Here is a 23206-nt window from a genome sequence, read left to right on the forward strand (position 1 = left end):
CCCGCGGCTCACCGAGGCCGGTCGCGGGTCGCGCGGCAGGCGCGTCTCATCCAGCGCCGAGCGCGACTGCAGCAGGTTGTTGACCTGATTTAATACCGGAACCGCGCTGGCAAAACCAAATTGCCCGGCCACCGGCGTGCCGTCCGGTCTGCCGGTCCAGATCCCGATCACGTAGCGCGCATTCACCCCTATCGCCCAGGCATCGCGGTAGCCATAGCTGGTGCCGGTTTTTACCGCCAGAGGTACCACCTGCGCCAGCGCGCTGTCCGGCAGCGGCTGCGCCTCGTTGGCCAGAATACGGCGGATGATCCACGCCGCGCCGGGTGACAGCAGGGGCCGCTCTACCAGCGCGTCGCCCGGCTGCAGGCGCAGCCTCCCTGCCCGCCCCTGACGGGCAAAGGCGCTGTACGCCGCGGCGATATCTTCCAGACGCGCCCCGGCACCGCCGAGGATCAGGGACAGGTTCGGCTGAGCGCCTGCGGGAAGCAGCAGCGGTAATCCTGCGTTGCGCAGCATTCCGGCAAATTTTTTCGGACCGTAGGCTTCCAGCACCTGCACGGCGGGCAGGTTCAGGGATCGCACCAGCGCCTCGCTCATGCTGATCGGGCCATGGAAACCGCTGTCAAAATTCCCCGGACGGTAATCGCCGGTGCGGCGCGGAACATCCTGCAGCAGCGAGGTCGGGTGGATCAGCCCATCGTCCATCGCCAGGCCATAGACAAAGGGCTTAAGCACCGATCCCGGGGATCGGATCGCAGAGATCATATCCACATGGCTGAAACGGCTGTCGTCATTGATGTCGACCGATCCGACCCAGCCGCGCACCTTCATATTGCTGTGATCGACGACGATCATCGCCAGCGAACTGCGGGGCGGCAGCCGGGATTTCCAGTTCAGCGCCAGTTCCTCCAGCTGGCGCTGCAGCGTGGCATCGAGGGTCGTCACCACTTTAGTGTCCCGGCTTTTGCTGAGCATCATGCGTGAGAACAGCGGTGCCAGCTGCGGCATCTGCCGGGGGGCCAGCCATACCGGCTCCTCCTGCGACTCGCTCACCTGACGCGCGGGCCAGACGCCCTGAGAGGCCATGCGTTTGAGTACTTTGTTGCGTGCCGCCTCGGCACGCTCCGGCCAGCGGTCCGGGCGTAAACGACTCGGGGCCTGCGGCAGGACGGCAAGCAGTGCGGCTTCGGAGTAGCTGAGCTGCGCAGGGGCTTTTCCCAGATAGGCCCAGCTGGCGGCCCCCACCCCCTGCAGCGTACCGCCGAAGGGGGCGCGGTTCAGATAGAGGGTTAAGATTTCCCGTTTGGAGAGATGCCACTCCAGCTGGAGCGCGCGCCAGAGCTGACGCACTTTGCCACCCAGGGTGCGGGAGTGCGGATCCAGCAGGCGTGCCACCTGCATGGTCAGGGTACTGCCGCCCGACACCACCTTCCCGGCAGTGAGATCCTGCCAGGCGGCGCGCAGCACCGAGAATGGGTTCACGCCGGGATGCTCCCAGAACCAGCGATCTTCGTACTGGATCAGGGCCTCGAGATAGCGCGGCGAGACCTCTTCAATGGTAACCGGATAGCGCCAGATCCCGTCGCGATCGGCAAATCGCCACAGCGGGATCCCCTTTTCATCCACCACCACCCGGGCAGGATTGACCTCGTGTAACGGCAGCGGCCACAGGCGATCGGCGGCAATGACGCCGCCCCACAGCAGAAGTATCGCCCCCGCCAGCCACAGCCAGCGGGAGCGTAGCCATTTCCGATACTGCACGTTACGGAACGACGATCAGCGGGCCGCTGGCCGCACCCGTTGCCCGCCACTGCGGCACGTACATTGATTCCACCAGCGGCACGGGCACCGCATAGGTTCCCGGCGTGACGGCCCGGGCCAGATACACCAGCGTCACCGGCTGGCCTTCATTTACCGGCACGGCGGCGACAAAGCGATCGTCGCGGAACTCCATATGCTGAATATCGGCCTGCTGCATCTGGCTGAGCAGGTTTTGCACCTCGCTGCCGCTCTCCTGCAGGCTGGCGCTGCTGCTGGCAAGGTTCTGGTTTTCCAGCTCCAGGCCGGCAGGTAACAGGTCAACCACCAGCGCATCCGGCACGTTCTGGCTGGCGGTAACGTTCAGCCAGACCAGCACCAGCTCGCCGCTCTTCAGGGAAGAGAGGGATTTGCTGCTGCCATCGGTCGCCAGAATCTGACGTTCGATTTTCAGCACGTTAGACGCAGGCTGCGGCGCGTACTGCGGATAGCCGCTGCTGTCCAGACGCACCCACAGCGGCGCAGTGCCGGTGTTAGTGACCTGCAGGGCAGCCAGTTGGTCGGCATTGAGGTTCTGCACCTGCGGTTTGTCACCCTTGAGGTTGCCGTCTGCCAGCGATGTGGTGGCCTGCCATGCTCCGGAAAGATTCTGCACAGAACGCCCGGCCAGGAACAGCGCATTGCTTTCCTGGGTGGAGAGCCAGCGCTGGCTGAACGCCTGCTGAGAAAGCTCGTTCAGCAACGTGTTCTGCGCATCCGGCAGCAGGTTGTACTCTTCCAGCAGGCTGAGCATCATCGCGTTATCACGCAGCGGGCTACCGTAATCGGCCATCCAGCTCTGCGTGTCGCTGCGCGGCGTTTTGATGGCCAGATCCAGCGCCTGCTGGCTGCGCGGCGCATCGCCCATCAGCTTCAGCGCTAGCCCCAGCTGCATCAGCGGCAGACCCGATTTTGCCTGCGCGCGACGCTCCCAGATTTCACGCAACGCCCCGAGAGGCGCTTTCTGCTGACGCGCCAGCACCAGCGCGGCATAGGCCTGAATCGCAAACCTGCTGGCCTGAGTATCCTCGCTGTAGCGGACCGACATCATGCCCGGATCCTGCAGGTAGCGCAGCAGACGGTTGTTGGCATTGTTGACGGCATCCGCCGGAACGCTGTAACCCTGCTCACCCGCGCGCACCAGGAAATCGGTGACGTAGGCGGTGAGCCAGTACTCTTCCGGACCGTTTTTATCCCAGAGGGCAAAGCCGCCGTCGTTACGCTGCATCTGCAGCAGGCGGGAGATGCCAATCTCGATGGCTGCCCGGCGCTTCTCGTCGCTGTCGCCCTTAATACCCAGCGCGCTCAGCTGGGCAGCACTGGTATAGAGTGACGGGAACAGGCCGCTGGTGGTCTGCTCCAGGCAGCCATACGGATAGGCCTGCAGCTCACGAATATAGCGGGCCAGGTTGAGCGGCGGCTTGCCGCTGAGCAGAAGCTGCCCCTGTAACGTCAGCGGAGAGAAATTAGCGAGGTGCTGTTCCGGCGCGTACCAGCTTTCACCCGGCTTGAGCATCGTACCGCTGTTCACCGTCTGCGCCGGGAACGCCGGACGCACGCCGATCTTCCAGCTCTTCTGCTGTGGCGCAAAGGTTTCGCCGGGGAGCGTCAGGCCGCTCACCTGAGCAGCGATTTCACCCTCGCCGTAGCCGTCCAGCGCCCGCACCGGGATAAACAGCGTTGAGCGTTCGCCGGCAGCAAGCTGCACCGGCTGCGGCTGGGCCCCTTCCAGCGCCAGATTACCGCCTGCGGTCAGCGCCACGTTCAGGGTCTGAGGGCGATCGGTGAGGTTGGTCAGATCCAGCGTCAGCCGGGCGTTATCGCCGCTGGCAAGGAACCGCGGGGTGTTCAGCTCGGTAATGACGGGCGCAGCAACGATGACCTTGCTCTCACTGCTGCCGAAATCGTCATCGGTCCAGGCCTGGGCCATCAGGCGCAGCTCGCCGTTAAAGTCGCCAATTGGCAACGAAACGGTGCCCTCGCCGTTGGCATCAAGCTCTACCGGCTGCGCCTGCTGGGCAATGATAGTGACATGGTTGACCGGCGGTTTGCCGCCGCGTTTGAGTTCATCGCCATCGCCGCCAAAGCGCAGCGACGCCAGACGCCCCTGGCCTTCAATTACCTGGCCGTAGATGTCGTAGATGTCTGCGCCATAGCGCTTCTGACCAAAGAAGGCCTGCCACGGATCGGGGGTGACGTAATCGGTAATATTCAGTACCCCGCTGTCCACCGCCGAGACCAGCACGTTGATTTTCTGCGGGGTCGCCCCCTCTTTCACGCTGGCCTTCACTTTGACCGCCAGGGTCTGGTTCGGACGCATTTTCTGCGGGTTATCCAGCGCAATACTCAGGCGACGGCTCTCATCGCCCATCGGCAGATGCAGCAAGCCTACCGCGCGTTTTGGCGTGGCTGATTTAGATTTGTCGCCAGGACGCACCACCAGCGTGGAGAGATACAGATCGTGACGTTTCCAGGCTTTATCTACCGGGATCGTCATATCCAGCCCCTCGGTCGGAACGTCGATCTCTTTCCACCACAGCGGCCCTTCGCTGGATTCGATCATCGCATAGCCTTTCCCTGCCGCCGGGGCAGCGATGTGCAGTTTGATGGTATCCCCGGGCTGATAGGCAGGTTTGTCCAGCTTCATCGTCACCCGGTCCGGACGTGCTGCCCCGGTGCCGTCACTGTTGTCCTGCCAGCTGTAGCCTGCCCAGAAGCGCACGCTGCTGACCGCCTCGTCCGGGGCTTTTACCTCCAGACGATAGGAGCCCCACTCCACCGGGAAGCTCACCTTTCCGGTTTCGTCGGCAGCAAGATCCAGCGCCTGTTCGCCCTCGATCAGATCTTTTTGATCGAACTGCGACTGCCAGCCGTCGCTCTCCGACCAGTTCCACGCGTAGTCGCGGCGCTCGCGGATCAGGCGCACCTGCAGGCCCGAGACCGCTTTTTTCGCCCCGCTGGCATCGGCATAAACGATATCGAATCCGGCCTGGCTGTTCTCCTCGACAATCGGCTGGTTGACGGTGGTATCGGTGCGGTAGTCATAGACCGCTTTGCTGGCGAACTGCGGACGGATGCCCGGCAGAGTCGCCGCTGGCCAGACGGCCTGTTCAGCTCGTCGGGTGACCGGGCGGCCACCGGACTCCAGCAGGCTGGCCTGCAAAACCACCTGCAGCGGGGAGTGGGTCTCTTTCCACTGGCTGTCGCTGCTCACCTGCCCGCGCCCCTGCTCGTTGAGCGTCAGCTGCACCTCATCAAGACTGCGGCTCAGGTTCTCTTCGGCAATATCCCCGAACTGGAAGCCGGGCAGAGCAGCCACCGCTTCACGCAGCGGACGTAAGAAGAGCTGGCCCTGCAGACTGTTGCCGTTGGCAGGCGCGCCGTAGAGGTAATACCCCGCCACGTCGAAGGCAACAGGATCCTGCGGCGAAATCGGGGCTTTTTGCCCGGCAATATTCAGTGCCATGCGCTCTGGCATAAAGTCTTCGACGTGGAAATCCCACATCCGCTGCTGGTTATCACCGGTACTGGCGCGAACATGCCACATCCCGGTTTGCGCGCCGCTCTCAAGCGGGTAGTCAAAGCGGTAAAGGCCATTCGCCGGCTGGCTGACCACAGTGCGCGCCACCTGCCCGTCCGGGCGCAGCACCTCCAGCTTCACCGGCTGGTCGGGAAGCGGTTTGCCGTCGCTGTCACGCAGCAGGCCGTTGAGGATCACCGTTTCGCCCGGGCGGTAGAGATCCCGCGGGCCAAACATAAAGAACTGCTTGCTGAAACCTGGCGCGCCGGAGATGGCAAACTCCGCCAGATCCAGCGCCGGGAGGGTAAGATCCAGCAGCGTGGTCTGCCCGTCTTTACGGGCGAGGAGCAGCGCAGCCTCTTTGTCGGTCTGCAACGTCGCGTGGCCGTCGGCGTCGCTGGTGGCCTGCGCCAGGGTCTGCCCTTTATCGTTGAGCAGTTGCACCTCGATAGCCGACTGCGCCGCGCCGTTCTCCAGGCTCTGGGTAAAGATATCCAGCCGGTTATGGTAGCGGTGCGCAGAGAGGCCAATATCGCTGAGGGTAAACAGGGTGGCGGCATTGCTGTAGTTGTAATGCCCGGCCTGATTCATCACCGCGATGTAAACGCCCGCCTGCTGTAGCGGCTTGATATCCGCCAGCGGCAGGAGCAGTTTTTCACGGGTATTACGGGCTGGATTAAGGTCGAAACGGCCGGTGTAGATCAGATCCGCCATCTTCAGCAGATTGTCGGATTCCCAGTTGGTGAGCGAGTTGCGGTACTCCCACTGGCTGACAAAGGCGGCTAATGATTCGGGTTTAACCCGGTAGAAATTGATATCAACATTATTGACGTTCAGCGCCATCACCGGCAGCCCTTCCACCACCTTACCTGGCAGCAGCGAGCCGCGGCTGGCAAAGCCCACGCTCGGCTCGATGTCGCGGGTCGTAATGGTTTTTTCGACGTCGCTGCCGAAGGTGCTTTTGTTCAGCGCCAGCAGATCGCGCTCGACGGTGACCACCAGATTGCGGTTCGGCTCCAGATGGCGAAGGCGCAGCTCTTTCAGGTTCGGCGCCAGCTCCCAGGCGCCATCAACCTTGCCGCTTTTTTTGTCGACCACGTGCACCGTGCGGGCGAAATCCTGCGAAGGATCGAGCGGCACCGAGAAGGTCAGCACCAGTGCGGCAGCCCCGTCCAGCTGGATCTCAGAGGCATCCAGCAGGGTCAGCGTTTTGCCCTGGCTTTGTGCCGCCAGTTTCTCCAGCGTGGCGTTGTCCGGCTTTGCCGGCGCAGAGGCAGGGACTGGCGTGGACGTGGAAGCAGTGGCTGTAGCGGGTGCCGCTGAAGAGGTTTGATCGTCACTCTCATCACAGCCGACAAGCGTGATGGTGGTAAGCAGCGCTATTGACAGCGCAGCAAGGCGAAACGGTTTCATCCTTTATCCCTGGCCTTGCGGGCCTGTTGGTCGTCGTCGGGTTAAGTATTATCCGCAAGTTTCATTAATACAAAAGCCCTGATTCCAATTCTGGACAACGCCTCGCAAAGTTTTCTTCGCCGATAAATATTCCGCTGCTGTCGCGATCACAGCGTTAAAGGTTACATGTAACCTTTAACGTCATTTGTTTTTAAAACAATAAGATAGCTGGATAAGTTCGCGCTTGAACTGCTAATTTTAATGCTATGACGCACCCTGAGTGCGCGGTTCAATAAGAGAGAACGACATGAAACGAGCCGTGAACGCCCTACAAAATTTCGGAAAATCACTGTACGGACCGGTACTTATCCTGCCTATCGTCGGTCTTTTCATCGCTTTTGGTAATGTGTTGGGTAACGGCGCCCTTGCCGGGTATCTGCCGTTCCTCGGTAATCCGATCATCCAGAGTATCGGCCAGCTGATATCCAAATCCGCCGTCTCGGTGCTGGTGAACCTGGCGCTGGTTTTTGCCGTCGGGATCCCTATTGGGCTGGCAACGCGTGACAAAGGTTACGCGGCGCTGATTGGCCTGGTGACCTTCGTGGTATTTATCAACGCCATGAACGTGACCCTGCATCTGCAGGGGGCGCTGGCCCCGGCAGATCAGATGAAAGCTGCCGGACAAAGCATGGTGCTCGGCGTACAGGTGCTGGAGATGGGCGTGTTTGCCGGGATCCTCACCGGGGCGCTGTCGGGCTACCTCTATAACAAATACTCCGGGGTGCAGTTTAACGGGGCGATGGCGATCTACTCGGGGCACTGCTTCGTCGCCATCATTATGCTGCCGGTCTCGATGCTGCTCGGGGTGGTGATGAGCGAGCTGTGGCCGTTTGCCCAGCACGGGATCAGCACCATGGCCTTAGCCATTAAAGGCTCCGGGGCCTTTGGTGTAGCCATTTACGGTTTCCTTGAGCGCATTCTGGTGCCGACCGGCCTGCATCATCTGGTCTACACCCCGTTCCTCTACACCGAGTTGGGCGGCACCCAGGAGGTCTGCGGCGCAACCTATCACGGCGCGCGCAACATCTACTTTGCCGAGATGGCCTGCCCGGAGGTGAAGCAGCTCAGCAGTACCGCGGTGTGGGATGCCCGCGGCATCAGCAAGATGTTTGGCCTGCCTGCCGCAGCGCTGGCGATGTATGTCACCGCGAAGCCGGAGCGTAAAGCCGCGGCGAAAGCGATTCTGATCCCGGCGGCGCTTACCTCACTGCTGGTGGGGGTCACCGAGCCAATCGAGTTCTCCTTCCTGTTCGTCGCCCCGCTGCTGTTTGTGGTGCACGCGGTGCTGACCGGGATCGGCATGATGCTCTTTTATCTGCTGGGGGTTCACGCCATCGGGGCCAACGGCATCATCGATTTCATTCTTTATAACCTGCCGCTGGGCACCGAAAAATCCAACTGGCCGATGTACATCCTGGTCGGGCTGATCATGTTCGTCCTCTACTTCGTGATCTTCCGCTTCCTGATCCTGCATTTCAACATGAAGACCCCGGGGCGCGAAGAGGAGGATCAGGAGACCCGTCTGTACAGCAAGCAGGAGTACCAGGCGAAAGGCAGCAATGATGGTCTGGGTGAGGCGATTGTCGTCGGCCTCGGCGGACGTGAAAACATCGAGGTGGTGGATAACTGCTACACCCGCCTGCGCGTGACGGTGAAAGACGTTGCCATCATCGACGAGCCGCGGCTCAAGGCAACGGGCGCGAAGGGCATTATCAAGCAAGGTAACAACGTTCAGGTGGTCTACGGGCTGCATGTCAAAAAAATGCGAGAAGCGGTCGAGACGGTTCTCTGAAGGAGATAAACATGATTACCCCCCCATTTATTCTCTCTATCGCCGGTGGCGGCAGCACCTATACGCCAGGGATTGTGAAGAGCCTGATGGTGCAGTTGGACAAATTCCCGCTGGCGGAAATTCGCCTCTACGATATTGATGCCGCGCGGCAGAACACCATCGCGCCGGTGGTGGAGAAGGTGATTCGCGATCACAGCCAGAGCATTAAATTCACCGTCACCAGTGACCCGGAAGTGGCCTTCAGCGGGGCCCATTTCGTCTTCGCTCAGATGCGCGTCGGCCAGTATAAAATGCGCGAGCAGGATGAGAAGATTCCCCTGCGTCACGGCGTTGTCGGCCAGGAGACCTGCGGCCCGGGCGGCCTGGCGTACGGCCTGCGCACCATTCTGCCGATGGTTGAGCTGATCGACATGGTTGACCGCTACGCCCATGAGAAGGCGTGGATCGTTAACTACTCCAACCCGGCGGCCATCGTTGCGGAGGGTGTGCGCCGCCTGCGCCCGGATGCCCGGGTACTGAACATTTGCGATATGCCGGTGGCGGCGATGCGTAACATGGGGGCCATTCTGGGTGTGGATCGCCACAAGCTGGAGGTGGACTACTTCGGCCTGAACCACTTCGGCTGGTTTACCCGCGTGCTGGTGGATGGCGAGGATAAATTGCCGGAGCTGCGCCGCCATGTCGCCAGATTTGGTCTGCTGACGGAAGATGCGGCCAAAACCGACCCCCAGCACTCGGATCCGTCGTGGGTGAAAACCTGGCGCAACATCAAGCCGATTATGGATAACTTCCCGGAGTATCTGCCGAACCCGTATCTGCAGTACTACCTGATGCCAAATCAGATCGTAGAGCATCAAAACCCGGACTACACCCGCGCTAACGAAGTGATGAACGGTCGCGAGAAAAAGCTGTTTGCCGCCGCCGAAGAGTATAAGCAGACCGGGATCTTGCCGGATGCGTTCCACGTGGGGGTGCACGGCGAGTTTATCGTCGATGTGGCCCGCTCGCTGGCATTCAACCTGCGTCAGCGCCACCTGGTAATGGTGGAAAACCGGGGCGCGATCGTCAACCTGCCGTACGACGCGATGGTCGAGGTCCCGGCGTATATCACAAGCGTTGGGCCAGAGCCGATCCGCATCGGCAAGGTCCCGCTGTTCCACCAGACCCTGCTGCAACAACAGCTGGCGTCCGAGCAGCTATTGGTAGAAGCCACCATAGAAGGCAGCTACGAGAAAGCCTTGCAGGCGTTCACCCTGAACCGCACCGTGCCGACCATGGAACACGCAAAAGCGATTCTGGATGAGATGATTGAGGCCAACCGGGAATACTGGCCTGCACTGCAAAAAGCCTGGCAGGATGGGGAAGCGGTGAAAAAATAAGGGCTTGGTCGCGAGTTGAACGTGGTCCGCTTGTCGGTGTCAGAAAAAACACCGACAATCCATCAATGGATTCATTAATGGAGGCAACCATGTCCACCTCATATTTTGTCGCAGCCGAGTGGCTGATTGAGCACAGTGAAGACCCTGAAGTCCAGATCCTCGACGCGCGCATGGCGCCGCCGGGTCAGGAGCATCGTGACGTTCCTGCGGAATACCGCGCCGGGCATCTGCCGGGGGCGGTATTTTTTGATATCGAAGCCCTCTCCGACCACACCTCTCCCCTGCCGCACATGATGCCGCGCCCGGAAGCCTTTGCCGTGGCGATGCGCGAGCTGGGCGTTAGCCACGATAAGCATCTGGTGATTTACGATGAAGGCAACCTCTTCTCCGCCCCGCGGGCGTGGTGGATGCTGAAAACCTTTGGCGTGGAGAAGGTGTCGATCCTGGCGGGCGGTCTTGCTGGCTGGCAGCGGGCTGAGCTGCCGCTCCAGCAGGGCGATGTCTCCCTGCCGGACGGCGATTTTGAAGCTACCTTCGATGCCGGGGCGATCAAGCGCGTCACCGACGTGCTGCTGGCAAGCCACGAACAGACGCCGCAGATTGTCGATGCCCGCCCTGCCCCGCGCTTTAACGCCGAGGCCGACGAGCCGCGCCCGGGTCTTAAGCGCGGTCATATTCCGGGCGCACGTAACGTGCCCTGGGGCGATCTGGTGTTTGAGGGTGAACTGAAAACCACCGACGAGCTGCGGGAGATTTTCTCTCGTCAGGGGGTGGATCTGCATCAGCCGATTGTCGCCAGCTGCGGCTCCGGCGTGACCGCCTGCGTGGTCATTCTGGCGCTGGCCACGCTCGGCAAAACCGACGTCACGCTGTACGACGGGGCGTGGAGCGAATGGGGTGCCCGGGACGATCTGCCGGTTGAACCGGCCCCGTAATGGATAACCGTCTGGCGACACTGTTAACGCGCGGGGAGTCTCTGACCCGCGCAGAGTATCGCGTGCTGGCCCATCTCACCGAGCATCCGCTGTTAGTGGGCCACATTCGGGTGCGGGAGCTGGCGCAGGCGACCTTCGTCTCTACCGCCACCATTATGCGCCTGTGCCGCAAGCTGGGGTTCAGCGGCTTTAGCGAGTTCATCTGGCACTGCAAACAGTTGTTGAGCGATACCCCGCACATCGCTGCCGAAACCCGGCAGCCCGATGAACTACCCGCGCTGTTTAATCAGTTTATCGCCAATTATCAGCAGACCTTTCAGTGGGCAACAGCCGAGAAACGCCGCCGGTTTGCCGGGCTGCTGCGCGACAAGGAGAGCTTTTTTCTCTACGGCGCGGGATTCTCCTATCTTTTTGCCGAGTACCTGACCAAGAAGTTACAGGTGCTGGGCAAGACGGCGTTTATCTCCGGCCCTGGCGACAGCCGCAACATTTTCCTCAGCAACGCCTCGCGCTACCAGGTGTTCATCGCGGTCTCGCGCAGCGGGGAAACGGAGCAGGTGCTGGATAAGGCGCGAATTGCGCAGAACGTAGGGATGACGGTGGTGGCCTTTACCCGGGCGTCGGCGAATAGCCTGGCGGGAATAGCGGATCTGCATTTTGCGCTATACGACGAAGCGGTGCATTTCGCCGCCGAAGCCGCAGGGGTGACGTCGTTTGAGTCAAACCTGGTGCTGCTGATGGATTTACTGCTGCTGGAAGCAACGGGGTGAATGCTCACCCCGTAAAGGTTCAGATAATACGGTTGTTTTTGAAATCGCGCAGGAAGCCACCCCAGCGGCGCTCATAGAACGGCGTGATGTGCTCGGTGATAAAGTGGCTGATGCCCTTCTCGCCTTTCACGACCCGGCAGATGTCGATCGGCTCGTCGCCTGGCAGGGTGTCGGTCGCCACGCTGCCCGCGGCCTGAATAATGTCGTCGATCTCACCATCCGCCTCAATACCAATCAGCAACACCGGCTTTTCGTCGGCCTGCTCTTTGATCGAGCAGAGAAACGCGCGCCTGACCGGTTTGATGGTCTGGAACAGGGTGGTCAGGGAGTCGATCATCTGCGCCGGTGGCTCGGCCACTTCCGACAGCAGCAGTGACGCACCGCCCTCAAGCACTTCCTGAGTGCTGAGCGGGTTGCCCTCTTCGCCAATCAGATGGCTGATTTCGCGCGGCGTGAACTCTTTCCCGGTCGGCAGCTTAGCATTCAAAAACAGGGTTTCGCCCAGCGTCATCTCAAACAGGGTGCGTACCGGCATCACCACGAAGGCCTGCTCATCTTCCACCGCTTCCTGTAAGGCTTCCAGCGAGGAGAAGAACGGGATCACCGAGGTGCCGTCGTCCTTTTCCCAGTGCAGCAGATCCAGCGCACTGTCCTCAACAACCTGCTCACCTTCCGCCGCGGTGCCGGGCACCCAGACGGTGGACTCCAGCAGCGTGCGGAAAAATGCCGGACGATGGGCAGGCTCGGTGGCCGCTTTCTCCAGCAGGGTTTCTAATTCGTTTTTGGTTTCTGACATAACAATTCCAGATGTCGAATTTCCCCCTCACCCCGGCCCTCTCCCTCAAGGGAGAGGGAGCAAACCATCCCCTCTCCCCGTGGGAGAGGGTTAGGGTGAGGGCAAAGATCATTACTCTGCGGTCAACAGATTCGCAATCGTACGCACGCCCAGACCGGTTGCGCCCGCAGACCACTGTTCGACCGCCGCTTTACGGTAGGTGGCGGAGCAGTCGATGTGCAGCCAGCCTTCGCGATAGTTCTCAACAAAGTGCGACAGGAAGCCTGCTGCGGTGCTTGCACCCGCCGGGTAGGCCGCGCTGGCGGTGTTGTTCAGTTCAGCAAAGTTCGACGGCAGCTGGCTGCGGTGGAACTCGGCCAGCGGCAGACGCCAGAACGGCTCGTTCTCCGCGGCGGCGCTCGCCAGCAGACGGGCTGCCAGCTTGTCGTCGAAGCTGAACAGCGCGTGGTAATCGTTGCCCAGCGCGGTTTTCGCCGCCCCGGTCAGGGTTGCCATGTCGATGATCAGCTCTGGTTTTTGCGCGGAAGCATCAATCAGGCCATCCGCCAGCACCAGACGGCCTTCGGCGTCGGTGTTCATCACTTCGACGTTCTTGCCGTTGCGGTAGCGAATGATGTCGCCCAGCTTGAAGGCATTACCGCTGACCATGTTGTCGGCGCAGCACAGGTACAGCTTCACGCGTTTGTTCAGACCACGGGTGATGGCAAAGGCCAGCGCGCCGGTAATGGTCGCCGCGCCGCCCATGTCGGACTTCATGGAGTCCATGAACGCGCTCTGCTTCAGGCTGTAACCACCGGTATCAAAGGTGATGCCTTTCCCGACCAGGCAGGCGAATACCGGAGCTGTTTTGTCACCGGTTGGGTTGTAATCCAGCGCCAGCAGCACCGGAGGGCGCTCAGAGCCACGACCGACGGTGTGGATGCCCATATAGTTCTGCTCGCGCAGATCTTCGCCTTTGGTGATGCGATATGACATCTTGTCGCCAGCCACGTTGCTCAGCAAATCCACCGCGCGCTGCGCCAGCTGTTCCGGGCCTAACTCTTCCGCCGGGGCGTTAATGGTATCGCGCACCCAGTCGATGATGGTCAGACGGCTTTCCAGCTCAGTTTGACCGGCTTCGTCGAGGTTGGCCCACTCAATTTTACGGGTGCCTTTCGGGCCTTTGTAACCCGCCCAGAATGCCCAGCTGCGATCGGTGTCCCAGCCTTCGCCGTCGAGAAGCACATGTTTAATGCCCAGACCGTCAATTTTACGCGCCGCGCGCTGGATCAGGCCTAAGTCGTCGCTGCCGTTCAGGTGCAGGGTAATACCGTCATTGTTGATGCTGTAAGTGGCTTTTTCACCCCAGCGCGCATCGGCAGGCTGAGTAGAGAGCGTAATCTTCATCGCTTCGGTCATTTTTATTTATCCTTATTAGCAACAAGCAAACGGGCCGCCTGAAGGCAGCCCGTTACGTTTTTATTCTGCTTCGTCTAACCAGACTAGCAGAATCGCCTCCAGAACTTTTTCATTGGATGCGTTAGGATCGTCGTCAAACTCTTCCAGATCGCAAATCCACTGATGCATATCGGTGAAGCGTACGGTCTTCGGATCGAGATCCGGGTTGGCGTCGTACAGCGCCTCGCCGATTTCACGGCTGTCTGTCCACTTCAGTCCCATATTAATGCTCGCGTGCGTGGTTAAGCGTATAACGCGGAAGTTCGACCACCAGATCTTCATCGGTGACGCGCGCCTGACAGCTCAGACGGCTTTCCGGCTCCAGACCCCATGCCTTATCCAGCATGTCGTCTTCATCTTCTGTGCTCTCCGCAAGAGAGTCAAACCCCTCGCGGACGATGCAGTGGCAGGTCGTGCAGGCACAGGATTTTTCACAGGCGTGTTCCACTTCGATACCGTTACGCAGGGCAACGTTAAGGATGGTTTCGCCGGTCTCAGCTTCCAGAACTGCGCCATCCGGACAGAGGTCCGCATGAGGCAAAATAACAATCTTTGGCATATTAAACCTCGTCCACGGAGTGGCCTTTCAGCGCGCTACGGACAGACTGATCCATACGGCGAGCGGCGAACTCCTGGGTTTGCTTATCAACGTTTTTAATCGCTTGTTCTATGGCGTCAGCGTCATTGCCTTCCGCTACCGCGCTCAGTTGCGCGACGGCGTCGTCAATGGCCTGACGTTCAGCGGCGCTTAACAGCGCGGCATCAGCAGTGAGTGCGCTGTTCAGGCTTTCCAGCACGCGTGCGGCTTCGACTTTCTGTTCGGCCAGCATACGCGCCTTTACATCCTGCTCGGCGTAGCTCATTGAGTCCTGAATCATGGTGGCGATTTCGCCATCGGTCAGACCGTAGGACGGTTTCACCTGGATGGACGATTCAACACCGGTCGATTTTTCCATCGCCGTGACGCTCAGCAGACCGTCAGCATCTACCTGGAAGGTGACGCGGATATGCGCCCCGCCCGCAGGCAGCGCCGGGATCCCGCGCAGCGCGAAACGCGCCAGCGAACGGCAGTCCTGGACCAGCTCGCGCTCGCCCTGCAGCACGTGGATCGACATCGCGGTCTGGCCGTCTTTGAAGGTGGTGAACTCCTGCGCACGCGCCACCGGAATAGTGGTGTTACGCGGGATCACCTTCTCGACCAGGCCACCCATGGTTTCTAAACCGAGGGACAGCGGGATCACGTCCAGCAGCAGCATTTCGCTGTCCGGCTTGTTGCCGACCAGGATATCGGCCTGGATGGCGGCGCCGATGGCGACCACTTTATCCGGATCGATAGAGGTTAATGGCGTGCGGCCAAAGAACTCGCCCACGCGCTCACGCACCAGCGGCACGCGTGTCGAACCACCTACCATCACCACGTCCAGCACCTCTTGTGCCTCGACGCCTGCATCTTTCAACGCGCGGCGGCAGGCCAGCAGCGTGCGCTTCACCAGCGGGGCGATCAGCGCATTGAACTGCTCACGGCTGATGTCGCCTTTCCAGCCTCCTACCTCAACGGTAACGGAGGTGGCATCGCTGAGGGCGATTTTGGCGGCAGTGGCGGCGTCCAGCACCTGACGTTGCAGGCGCGCGTCGCTACGATCGGTAATTCCCGCCTGCTCACAGATGTGATCCGCCAGCAGATGGTCAAAGTCGTCGCCGCCGAGGGCAGAGTCGCCGCCGGTCGCCAGCACTTCAAACACCCCGCGGCTCAGGCGCAGGATAGAAATATCAAAGGTGCCGCCGCCGAGATCGAAGACCGCAATCACCCCTTCCTGACCGGAGTCGAGGCCGTAGGCAATGGCGGCAGCGGTCGGCTCGTTAAGCAGTCGCAGCACGTGCAGGCCCGCCAGACGCGCGGCGTCTTTGGTGCCCTGACGCTGGGCATCATCAAAATAGGCCGGAACGGTGATCACCACGCCATCCAGCTCGCCTTCCAGCGTCGCGGTTGCGCGGGCGGCCAGCGCCTTAAGGATATCGGCAGAGACGCGGATCGGGTTCAGTAAACCCGCGGCGGTGGCGATCATTGGCAGACCGTTTTCACTTGCCTGCAGCTGATACGGCAGATGCGGGTAGCGGCTCTGGATGTCTGCCAGCGAGCGGCCCATCATGCGTTTTACCGAGCTGATGGTATTGGCCGGATCCAGGGCTGCGTTGGTGCGGGCATCATAGCCCACGCTGTGGCCCTGCGGCTGATAGTGGACCACAGACGGCAGAAGGTGTTGACCCTGCGCATCCGCCAGCGTTTCAGCCTGGCCGCTGCGCACGGTCGCCACCAGCGAGTTGGTGGTGCCTAAGTCGATGCCCACCGCCAGACGACGCTGGTGCGGTGCGGCACTTAAGCCCGGCTCACTAATTTGTAATAAGGCCATAATTGCTTCCGAAATTAAAAATCGAGCAGCTTTTCTTCGAGTTGTTCAGCACTGCTTCGCAGTTTATCGAGAAAACGCAGCTTGCGAACGCTGTCCGCCGCCACGTCCCACGTCTCGTTATTCAATTGGTCAACCATCTGCTGATGGCGGGTATCGAACATCCCTTTTACGCGCTGAATAAAGCGCTCAAGACGGGCTTCATCTTTAGCCTGTTCAATCTCATCCAGCTCTTCACGCAGCTCCAGCTGTTCCATCAGGAAGGCGGTGTCGCGGACGGTGTGTTGCTCACTGGAGAGATCAAACCCGTGGCGCGAGAGCAGATATTCTGCCCGGCTCAGCGGATTGCGCAGGGTTTGCCACGCCTGATTGATGGTCGCAGAGTGCTGCACCGCCGCCAGCTGTTCCGCCTGCGTGCCGCTGGCGAACTTATCCGGATGATACTGACGTTGCAGATCCTGGAAACGGGCCGCCAGCGCCTGAGTATCAATTTCATACCCGGCTGGTAACCCAAAGAGGGTGAAGTAATCCATAACAATCTCAGGGTTAGCTGATTAAAACAAACCCCACACACAGCCTGGCTGCGGTGGGGTTAACAGGTGATACGCAATTAGACGTGGAAGCTTTCGCCGCAGCCGCACTCGTCTTTAACGTTCGGGTTAGTAAATTTAAACCCTTCGTTGAGGCCTTCTTTTACAAAGTCCAGCTGAGTGCCGTTCAGGAACTGCAGGCTTTTACCATCGACCACCACCTTCACGCCTTTGTCTTCGAACACGGTATCTTCCGCCGCAGGTTCGTCAACAAATTCCAGTACATACGCCATACCGGAACAGCCGGAGGTGCGTACACCCAGTCGCAGGCCAAAGCCTTTGCCACGGTTTGCCAGGAAGGAGCTTACTCGCGCGGCAGCGCTGTCGCTAAGGGTAATCGACATAACAACCTCAACTAATTATTTTGCGTCACGTTTGCTTTTGTAATCCGCGATTGCGGCTTTAATCGCATCTTCCGCCAGGATAGAGCAGTGAATTTTTACCGGCGGCAGTTCGAGTTCGTCAGCAATATCGGTATTTTTAATCGCCTGCGCTTCGTCCAGGGATTTGCCCTTCACCCACTCGGTGACCAGGGAGCTGGAGGCGATTGCGGAACCGCAACCGTAGGTCTTGAAGCGCGCGTCTTCAATGATACCTTCATTGTTGACTTTGATCTGCAACTTCATCACGTCGCCACAGGCCGGTGCACCCACCATGCCGCTGCCCACGCTGTCGTCGCTGTTGTCGAAGGAACCCACGTTACGTGGATTCTCGTAATGATCGATAACTTTTTCGCTGTATGCCATGTTGAATTCTCCTTACAAACCGATTAGTGATGTGACCATTCAATGCTGTTCAAATCCACGCCTTCTTTGAACATTTCCCACAGTGGAGAAAGTTCACGCAGACGGCCAATGGAGTTGCGAACCAGTTTGATGGTGTAGTCAATCTCTTCATCGGTAGTGAAACGACCTAAAGAGAAACGGATAGAGCTGTGTGCCAGTTCGTCGGTCATGCCCAGCGCACGCAGTACGTAGGACGGCTCCAGGCTTGCGGAAGTACACGCAGAACCGGAAGAGACGGCCAGGTCTTTCAGCGCCATGATCAGCGACTCGCCTTCAACGTAGTTGAAGCTGACGTTGAGGATGTTCGGTGCGCCCTGCTCGAGATCGCCGTTCAGGTAGACCTCTTCCATATCCTTCACGCCTTCCCACAGACGGTTGCGCAGCGTACGCAGGCGCGCCATCTCGGTTTCCATCTCTTCTTTGGCGATACGGTAGGCTTCACCCATACCCACGATCTGGTGAACAGGCAGAGTACCGGAACGCATACCGCGCTCGTGACCGCCGCCGTGCATCTGGGATTCGATACGGATACGTGGCTTACGACGCACGTACAGAGCACCAATGCCTTTCGGACCATAAATTTTGTGGCCGGAGAAGGACATCAGATCCACTTTCAGCTGGCTCAGGTCGATAGGCAGTTTGCCCACGCTCTGGGTCGCATCTACGTGGTAGATGATACCGCGCGCACGGCACAGTTCGCCGATAGTGGCGATATCCTGCACCACGCCGATTTCGTTGTTCACGTGCATGATGGAGACCAGAATGGTGTCATCACGCATGGCCGCTTCGAGCTCTTTCAGGTCGATGATACCGTTGCGCTGTGGCGCGAGGTAGGTCACGTCAAACCCTTCACGCTCGAGCTGACGACAGGTGTCCAGCACGGCTTTGTGTTCGGTTTTGCTGGTGATGATGTGCTTGCCTTTTTTCTGATAGAAATTGGCCGCACCTTTGATCGCCAGGTTATCGGATTCGGTCGCGCCTGAGGTGAAAACAATCTCACGCGGGTCAGCACCAACCAGCTCGGCAATCTGATTACGGGCGATATCGACCGCCTCTTCAGCATGCCAGCCAAAACGGTGGGAACGGGAAGCCGGGTTACCGAAGTTTCCGTCCAGGGTCAGACACTGCATCATTTTCTCGGCAACACGCGGGTCCACCGGCGTGGTTGCGGAGTAATCGAGATAGATAGGTAATTTCATTGCTCTTTAAACTCCGTACATCGCTTCAATGCAAGGAATCAGGCAACCGGCTGGATGTACGACCGAGTACACGGGGCGAGTGAATGCCCCGGCCTGATTCTGAAATTCATTTATAATTTTTTACCCTAACTGTTTTGCGGTGCAGCAAGGCGGCAAGCTTGTGAATCCCCGGGAGCTTACATAAGTAAGCGACTGGGGTGAACAAGCGCGGCCAACGCAGCAGCGCCCCGAAACAGGACGGGTAAATTACGCGCGCAGTTTGACGTCGATAGCGTCTTGCGTGCGGGTGTTACGCTGGGACTCGTGCGAGTGCTGACGACCGGAGACGTCCAGCACTTCCTGGTTGTTAACCAGTTCACCAATGGTGATGTTATTCAGGAAGCCGGTCAGACGGTCGCTCAGATCGCGCCACAGCGCGTGAGTCAGGCATTTATCGCCGCCCTGACAGCCGCCTTTACCCTGGCAACGGGTCGCGTCGACGGATTCGTCAACTGCGCTAATGACTTCGCCAACGGCAATACTGCCCGCGTCTTTACCCAGCAGATATCCACCGCCAGGACCGCGAACGCTGGAAACCAGGCCATTCTTACGCAGGCGGGAGAACAGCTGTTCCAGATAAGAGAGGGAAATTCCCTGACGTTCAGAAATATCAGCCAACGGCACCGGGCCCGATTCGGAGTTGAGCGCAACGTCCAGCATCGCGGTCACGGCATAACGCCCTTTAGATGTCAGTCTCATGTCTTACTTAACCTCAAACTCGCCCCTGCCCGGGGTTTTTATTGTAAAGTGGGGGTATTGCATAGCAGGGCCAAGTCTGACATTCCCGACTAAATTGGTCAACTATTTACTTGACTGTTTTAGTCAGGTATTTAACCTTCTGTGCGCTCATGAGTTTTGCCCGGCGACGCTTCGCTTGCACGGGCCTACGGTCTTGTAGGCCGGGTAAGCGCAGCGCCACCCGGCACCATTCCACTACTCTTTATTCTTCTGCTCAATTGACGCCAGAATACCGCGCAGGATGTTCAGCTCCTGGCTTTCCGGGCGCGCACGGGTAAAGAGGCGGCGCAGTCGGTTCATCACCTGCCCCGGATGACCGGCGCGGATAAAGCCGGTGGCGAGCAGGGTCTGCTCCAGATGACCATAGAAACGCTCAAGGTCATCCACCAGCGGATACGGGGTCTCTTCCGGCGCGGCGTAAGTCTCTTTCTCCTGCGTTGCCAGCCACGCCATCCGCACTTCGTAGGCAATAACCTGCACGGCCATCGCCAGGTTCAGCGAGCTGTACTCCGGGTTAGCGGCAATGGCGACATGATAATGACACTTCTGCAGCTCATCGTTGGTCAGCCCCACGCGCTCACGGCCAAACACCAGCGCCACCGGGGCATGCTGGCCTTCGGAAACGCTTTTCAGCCCGCATTCACGCGGATCGAGCATCGGCCATGGCAGGGTGCGGGAACGCGCGCTGGTGCCCACCACCAGGCTGCAGCCGGCTAAGGCTTCATCCAGGGTATCGACGATCTGCGCATTGCCAATCACGTCACTTGCGCCTGCAGCGAGGGCGATGGCCTGGGAGTCGGGTTTGACCAACGGGTTAACCAGCCAGAGATTGGTTAAACCCATGGTTTTCATAGCACGGGCCACGGAGCCCATATTGCCGGTATGCGATGTTTCGACCAGCACGATTCGGATATTTTGCAGCATAATTTTTCTGAGTCTGGAGAATATTCGGTGATGTTATCATAAACGGAAGACATATTCCGATCCCGCTGGTATACTCTGCGCCGTTTTCGTATCCCCGTTCTTTAACATCCAGTGAGAGTAACCGATGCAACATCCTATGTTGACCATCGCCGTGCGCGCAGCGCGCAAGGCGGGTAATGTAATTGCCAAACACTACGAGACCCCAGATTCCGTAGAAACCAGCCAGAAAGGCAGCAATGACTTTGTGACTAACGTCGATAAAGCCGCAGAAGCGATTATTATCGAAACCATTCGCAAATCTTACCCGCAGCACACCATCATCACCGAAGAAAGCGGTGAGCATGCAGGCGAAGATCAGGATGTTCAGTGGGTTATCGATCCTCTGGATGGCACCACCAACTTCGTTAAACGTCTGCCACACTTCGCTGTTTCTATCGCTGTACGCATTAAAGGCCGTACTGAAGTGGCGGTGGTTTACGATCCAATGCGTAACGAACTCTTCACGGCAACCCGTGGTCAGGGCGCACAGCTGAACGGCTACCGTCTGCGCGGCACCAACGCTCGCGATCTCGACGGCACCATCCTGGCGACCGGCTTCCCGTTCAAAGCTAAACAGCACGCCCCTGCCTACATGAAAATTCTGGGCAAACTGTTCACCGAGTGCGCTGACTTCCGCCGCACCGGCTCCGCTGCGCTGGACCTGGCCTACGTTGCCGCTGGCCGCGTTGATGGTTACTTTGAAATTGGCCTGAAGCCGTGGGACTTCGCTGCTGGCGAGCTGATTGCCCGTGAAGCAGGTGCGCTGGTGTGTGATTTCACTGGTGGCCACAACTACATGCTGTCCGGCAACATCGTTGCAGGTAACCCACGCGTTGTGAAAGCGATGCTGGCGAACATGCGTGACGAACTGAGTGAAGCGCTGAAGCGTTAATTCTGTGGATATTGCCCGGTGGCGCTTCGCTTACCGGGCCTACAAGACCGTAGGCCGGGCAAACGCAGTGCCGCCCGGCATTATTAAAACGGCCGCATCCCTCTCCCCACCGGCACCGCACTGACCCACATCATCACCGCCGCCACCAGCAACACTACTCCACCGGCTAATGCCAGCGTTGTCCATCCGATCTGTCGCCACAGCACCGGCGCTTTATTGCCGCTGAGCCTGACCGCCAGCTGACGAAAACCGTGCACCAGCAGCGCCAGGGACGAGATGGTTAACCCCGTACCCGCCGCCATGGCCAGCGCCGAGGCCACGCCCCAGCTGAACACGCCGATCACCTTACTGAACAGCAGCACCATGATTGCCCCGGAACAAGGTCGCATGCCCATCGACAGGATAATCATCATCCGTGCCCGCCAGTCGTCCGCGCGATGGATCTGCGTCGGATTCGGCAGATGCTGATGACCGCAGCCGCAGTTGGCGTCGTGGACGTGATGCGGGGTAAAGGCTTTGAAGGTGGGTTTACGCAGCAGGGCGCGCAGTTTTTTCAGCGCCCGCCAGCAGAGCATCAGCCCCAGCACGCCCACCAGGGCATAGCTGCCCTTTTCAAGCCAGAAGCTGCTCATGTGCAGATCCCGCGCCGGGAGCCGCAGCAGCGTTAACACCCCCACCACCAGGGCGATCGCCACCCCTCCCTGTAATAAAGAGGAGGCCAGCGTTAAGCCGATACTCGATTTCAGCTTCGAGGGATGGGTGGCAAGCCAGGTGGCGATGACGATCTTGCCATGCCCCGGCCCCAGAGCGTGCAGCACGCCGTATAAGAAGCTAAATACCAGCAGCGACCCGCCCGCCGCCGTCGGATTGTCGGCCACCGCCTTCAGCAGGCCGCTCATCTGCTGGTTGACCTCCCGCTGCCAGAGAATGCTCTGGCGCATCACCTGCGGCCACGCCTGCCAGAGCCAGACGCCCCCCGCCACCACCACGACCAGAAACAGCGCCAGCGGCCAGAGATCCCACCCGCGACGCGTGCGGACTACTGACATTGCAGGGTCACCGTCTGGGCAAACTGTTTGCCGAGATCCATATCCTCCGGGGGCGCATCGTCTTTATCCAGCGAGCTGGCAAAGTTGAGCGTCTCATCGCTGGGCTCCGGAGTATCCACACTGACGGAACAGCTTTTTTGCAGCTCAGCAGGCAGCGACACATCGTCATCCTCGGCGTAGCTCATGTCCACGTAGTAAGAGGGATCGAAGGTGGAGAAGGTATATTTCTGTCCGGCCAGCGGCTGGGGTTCTGCCAGCGGCAGGATAAACGTCAGCATCGCCTGGTGCTCATGGCGGGTCATGCCGTACTGGGTGGGCCGGTTGAGGAATTTTACCTTCTGCCCGTTATGCCAGAACTCGGTGAAGTAGTGCTGGCCGAGCACGTTGGCCATCACCTCCGCTGCCAGCTTTTTCCAGATCTCATCCCCCGGCTTTGCGTTTCCGGCATCGTAAAGCAGATCGGCGGAGGTCAGCTCATCCATCACCCAGCGCATCTTCAGCCCGGTCAGCTGGTTATCTTTCACCATGACCTGTGTTTTCAGGGTGATAAAGCTGTGAGGGTGCGCGGCGGCGGCAAAAGACAAAACCGCCAAAAAAAGCGTTGCTGCGCTGCGTTTCACTGTTTGCATCTCATCCTCACGTCAAAAATTCTGTGATGTTCACCC

20 protein-coding genes are annotated in these 23206 nt (G+C 59.5%); 5 read left to right on the forward strand and 15 right to left on the reverse strand.

Annotated elements, in window-relative coordinates; genetic code table 11:
* Nucleotides 1–1761: peptidoglycan glycosyltransferase PbpC (pbpC, locus tag V7Q49_RS21245; RefSeq protein ID WP_333854934.1), on the reverse strand; the 1761-nt coding region annotated here is incomplete at its 3' end.
* Between the two features lies 1 nt (nt 1762).
* Nucleotides 1763–6730, reverse strand: coding sequence for an alpha-2-macroglobulin family protein (locus tag V7Q49_RS21250; protein ID WP_333854936.1), 4968 nt, complete (start codon nt 6728–6730; stop codon nt 1763–1765).
* A gap of 286 nt (nt 6731–7016) precedes the next feature.
* Here V7Q49_RS21250 and V7Q49_RS21255 point away from each other — a divergent pair, with 286 nt between their 5' ends.
* The 4 genes from V7Q49_RS21255 (at nt 7017) to V7Q49_RS21270 (ending at nt 11645) form a co-directional block, all read left to right on the forward strand.
* A complete protein-coding gene (locus V7Q49_RS21255) occupies nt 7017–8561 on the forward strand; it encodes a PTS transporter subunit EIIC (RefSeq protein WP_333854938.1) in 1545 nt (514 codons plus the stop codon).
* A gap of 11 nt (nt 8562–8572) precedes the next feature.
* Nucleotides 8573–9940, forward strand: coding sequence for a 6-phospho-alpha-glucosidase (locus V7Q49_RS21260; RefSeq protein WP_333854940.1), 1368 nt, complete (start codon nt 8573–8575; stop codon nt 9938–9940).
* A gap of 89 nt (nt 9941–10029) precedes the next feature.
* Complete coding sequence (gene sseA, locus V7Q49_RS21265; RefSeq protein ID WP_333854942.1) at nt 10030–10875, forward strand: 3-mercaptopyruvate sulfurtransferase; 846 nt, start codon at nt 10030–10032, stop codon at nt 10873–10875.
* Nucleotides 10875–11645 carry a MurR/RpiR family transcriptional regulator gene (locus V7Q49_RS21270; RefSeq protein ID WP_333854944.1) on the forward strand — a complete coding sequence of 257 codons (771 nt, stop codon included), beginning with the start codon at nt 10875–10877 and terminating at the stop codon, nt 11643–11645. The genes sseA and V7Q49_RS21270 overlap by 1 nt, the downstream gene beginning before the upstream one ends.
* Nucleotides 11646–11664: 19 nt before the next feature.
* Here V7Q49_RS21270 and sseB read toward each other — a convergent pair whose 3' ends face one another.
* The 11 genes from sseB to trmJ form a co-directional block, all read right to left on the reverse strand.
* The gene (gene sseB / locus V7Q49_RS21275; RefSeq protein ID WP_333854947.1) at nt 11665–12441 is read right to left on the reverse strand and encodes an enhanced serine sensitivity protein SseB; all 777 of its coding nucleotides are present in this window, start codon (nt 12439–12441) and stop codon (nt 11665–11667) included.
* 111 nt (nt 12442–12552) lie between these two features.
* Nucleotides 12553–13839: an aminopeptidase PepB gene (pepB, locus tag V7Q49_RS21280; RefSeq protein WP_333854949.1), complete on the reverse strand. Its 1287-nt coding sequence runs from the start codon at nt 13837–13839 to the stop codon at nt 12553–12555.
* A gap of 60 nt (nt 13840–13899) precedes the next feature.
* Nucleotides 13900–14100 (reverse strand): Fe-S cluster assembly protein IscX, encoded by a 201-nt coding sequence (iscX, locus tag V7Q49_RS21285; protein WP_106994595.1) that lies wholly within the window; start codon nt 14098–14100, stop codon nt 13900–13902.
* Between the two features lies 1 nt (nt 14101).
* Nucleotides 14102–14437 (reverse strand): ISC system 2Fe-2S type ferredoxin, encoded by a 336-nt coding sequence (fdx, locus tag V7Q49_RS21290; protein ID WP_106994594.1) that lies wholly within the window; start codon nt 14435–14437, stop codon nt 14102–14104.
* Between the two features lies 1 nt (nt 14438).
* Nucleotides 14439–16289, reverse strand: coding sequence for a Fe-S protein assembly chaperone HscA (hscA, locus tag V7Q49_RS21295; protein WP_333854952.1), 1851 nt, complete (start codon nt 16287–16289; stop codon nt 14439–14441).
* Nucleotides 16290–16303: 14 nt separating this feature from the next.
* Nucleotides 16304–16819 (reverse strand): co-chaperone HscB, encoded by a 516-nt coding sequence (gene hscB / locus V7Q49_RS21300; protein ID WP_333854954.1) that lies wholly within the window; start codon nt 16817–16819, stop codon nt 16304–16306.
* A 77-nt stretch (nt 16820–16896) separates the two neighbouring features.
* The gene (gene iscA, locus V7Q49_RS21305) at nt 16897–17220 is read right to left on the reverse strand and encodes an iron-sulfur cluster assembly protein IscA (RefSeq protein WP_039029731.1); all 324 of its coding nucleotides are present in this window, start codon (nt 17218–17220) and stop codon (nt 16897–16899) included.
* A gap of 15 nt (nt 17221–17235) precedes the next feature.
* Nucleotides 17236–17622, reverse strand: a complete 387-nt coding sequence (iscU, locus tag V7Q49_RS21310) for a Fe-S cluster assembly scaffold IscU (protein ID WP_032613127.1) — start codon at nt 17620–17622, stop codon at nt 17236–17238.
* Nucleotides 17623–17645: 23 nt separating this feature from the next.
* Nucleotides 17646–18860, reverse strand: coding sequence for an IscS subfamily cysteine desulfurase (locus tag V7Q49_RS21315; protein WP_333854959.1), 1215 nt, complete (start codon nt 18858–18860; stop codon nt 17646–17648).
* 246 nt (nt 18861–19106) lie between these two features.
* Nucleotides 19107–19598, reverse strand: a complete 492-nt coding sequence (gene iscR, locus V7Q49_RS21320; protein ID WP_285128985.1) for a Fe-S cluster assembly transcriptional regulator IscR — start codon at nt 19596–19598, stop codon at nt 19107–19109.
* Nucleotides 19599–19832: 234 nt separating this feature from the next.
* Nucleotides 19833–20561 (reverse strand): tRNA (cytosine(32)/uridine(32)-2'-O)-methyltransferase TrmJ, encoded by a 729-nt coding sequence (gene trmJ / locus V7Q49_RS21325; RefSeq protein WP_142486709.1) that lies wholly within the window; start codon nt 20559–20561, stop codon nt 19833–19835.
* Nucleotides 20562–20685: 124 nt separating this feature from the next.
* On the opposite strand from trmJ, the gene suhB reads away from it, so the two are divergent.
* Complete coding sequence (suhB, locus tag V7Q49_RS21330; protein WP_142486710.1) at nt 20686–21492, forward strand: inositol-1-monophosphatase; 807 nt, start codon at nt 20686–20688, stop codon at nt 21490–21492.
* An 83-nt stretch (nt 21493–21575) separates the two neighbouring features.
* Here the strand turns inward: suhB and V7Q49_RS21335 are convergent, their stop codons facing one another.
* The gene (locus V7Q49_RS21335) at nt 21576–22541 is read right to left on the reverse strand and encodes a nickel/cobalt transporter (protein ID WP_333854963.1); all 966 of its coding nucleotides are present in this window, start codon (nt 22539–22541) and stop codon (nt 21576–21578) included.
* Nucleotides 22532–23170, reverse strand: a complete 639-nt coding sequence (locus V7Q49_RS21340) for a DUF1007 family protein (RefSeq protein WP_333854965.1) — start codon at nt 23168–23170, stop codon at nt 22532–22534. Before V7Q49_RS21340 ends, V7Q49_RS21335 begins: the two co-directional genes overlap by 10 nt.
* Nucleotides 23171–23206: the final 36 nt, after the last annotated feature.

The organism is Leclercia sp., assembly GCF_036780805.1.
In the GTDB taxonomy this organism is placed as follows: domain Bacteria; phylum Pseudomonadota; class Gammaproteobacteria; order Enterobacterales; family Enterobacteriaceae; genus Enterobacter.

Coding starts and splice junctions, on each gene's coding strand:
- V7Q49_RS21250 (WP_333854936.1), bottom strand. CDS start 6,730: ATGAAACCGTTTCGCCTTGCTGCGCTGTCAATAGCGCTGCTTACCACC.
- V7Q49_RS21255 (WP_333854938.1), top strand. CDS start 7,017: ATGAAACGAGCCGTGAACGCCCTACAAAATTTCGGAAAATCACTGTAC.
- V7Q49_RS21260 (WP_333854940.1), top strand. CDS start 8,573: ATGATTACCCCCCCATTTATTCTCTCTATCGCCGGTGGCGGCAGCACC.
- sseA (WP_333854942.1), top strand. CDS start 10,030: ATGTCCACCTCATATTTTGTCGCAGCCGAGTGGCTGATTGAGCACAGT.
- V7Q49_RS21270 (WP_333854944.1), top strand. CDS start 10,875: ATGGATAACCGTCTGGCGACACTGTTAACGCGCGGGGAGTCTCTGACC.
- sseB (WP_333854947.1), bottom strand. CDS start 12,441: ATGTCAGAAACCAAAAACGAATTAGAAACCCTGCTGGAGAAAGCGGCC.
- pepB (WP_333854949.1), bottom strand. CDS start 13,839: ATGACCGAAGCGATGAAGATTACGCTCTCTACTCAGCCTGCCGATGCG.
- iscX (WP_106994595.1), bottom strand. CDS start 14,100: ATGGGACTGAAGTGGACAGACAGCCGTGAAATCGGCGAGGCGCTGTAC.
- fdx (WP_106994594.1), bottom strand. CDS start 14,437: ATGCCAAAGATTGTTATTTTGCCTCATGCGGACCTCTGTCCGGATGGC.
- hscA (WP_333854952.1), bottom strand. CDS start 16,289: ATGGCCTTATTACAAATTAGTGAGCCGGGCTTAAGTGCCGCACCGCAC.
- hscB (WP_333854954.1), bottom strand. CDS start 16,819: ATGGATTACTTCACCCTCTTTGGGTTACCAGCCGGGTATGAAATTGAT.
- iscA (WP_039029731.1), bottom strand. CDS start 17,220: ATGTCGATTACCCTTAGCGACAGCGCTGCCGCGCGAGTAAGCTCCTTC.
- iscU (WP_032613127.1), bottom strand. CDS start 17,622: ATGGCATACAGCGAAAAAGTTATCGATCATTACGAGAATCCACGTAAC.
- V7Q49_RS21315 (WP_333854959.1), bottom strand. CDS start 18,860: ATGAAATTACCTATCTATCTCGATTACTCCGCAACCACGCCGGTGGAC.
- iscR (WP_285128985.1), bottom strand. CDS start 19,598: ATGAGACTGACATCTAAAGGGCGTTATGCCGTGACCGCGATGCTGGAC.
- trmJ (WP_142486709.1), bottom strand. CDS start 20,561: ATGCTGCAAAATATCCGAATCGTGCTGGTCGAAACATCGCATACCGGC.
- suhB (WP_142486710.1), top strand. CDS start 20,686: ATGCAACATCCTATGTTGACCATCGCCGTGCGCGCAGCGCGCAAGGCG.
- V7Q49_RS21335 (WP_333854963.1), bottom strand. CDS start 22,541: ATGTCAGTAGTCCGCACGCGTCGCGGGTGGGATCTCTGGCCGCTGGCG.
- V7Q49_RS21340 (WP_333854965.1), bottom strand. CDS start 23,170: ATGCAAACAGTGAAACGCAGCGCAGCAACGCTTTTTTTGGCGGTTTTG.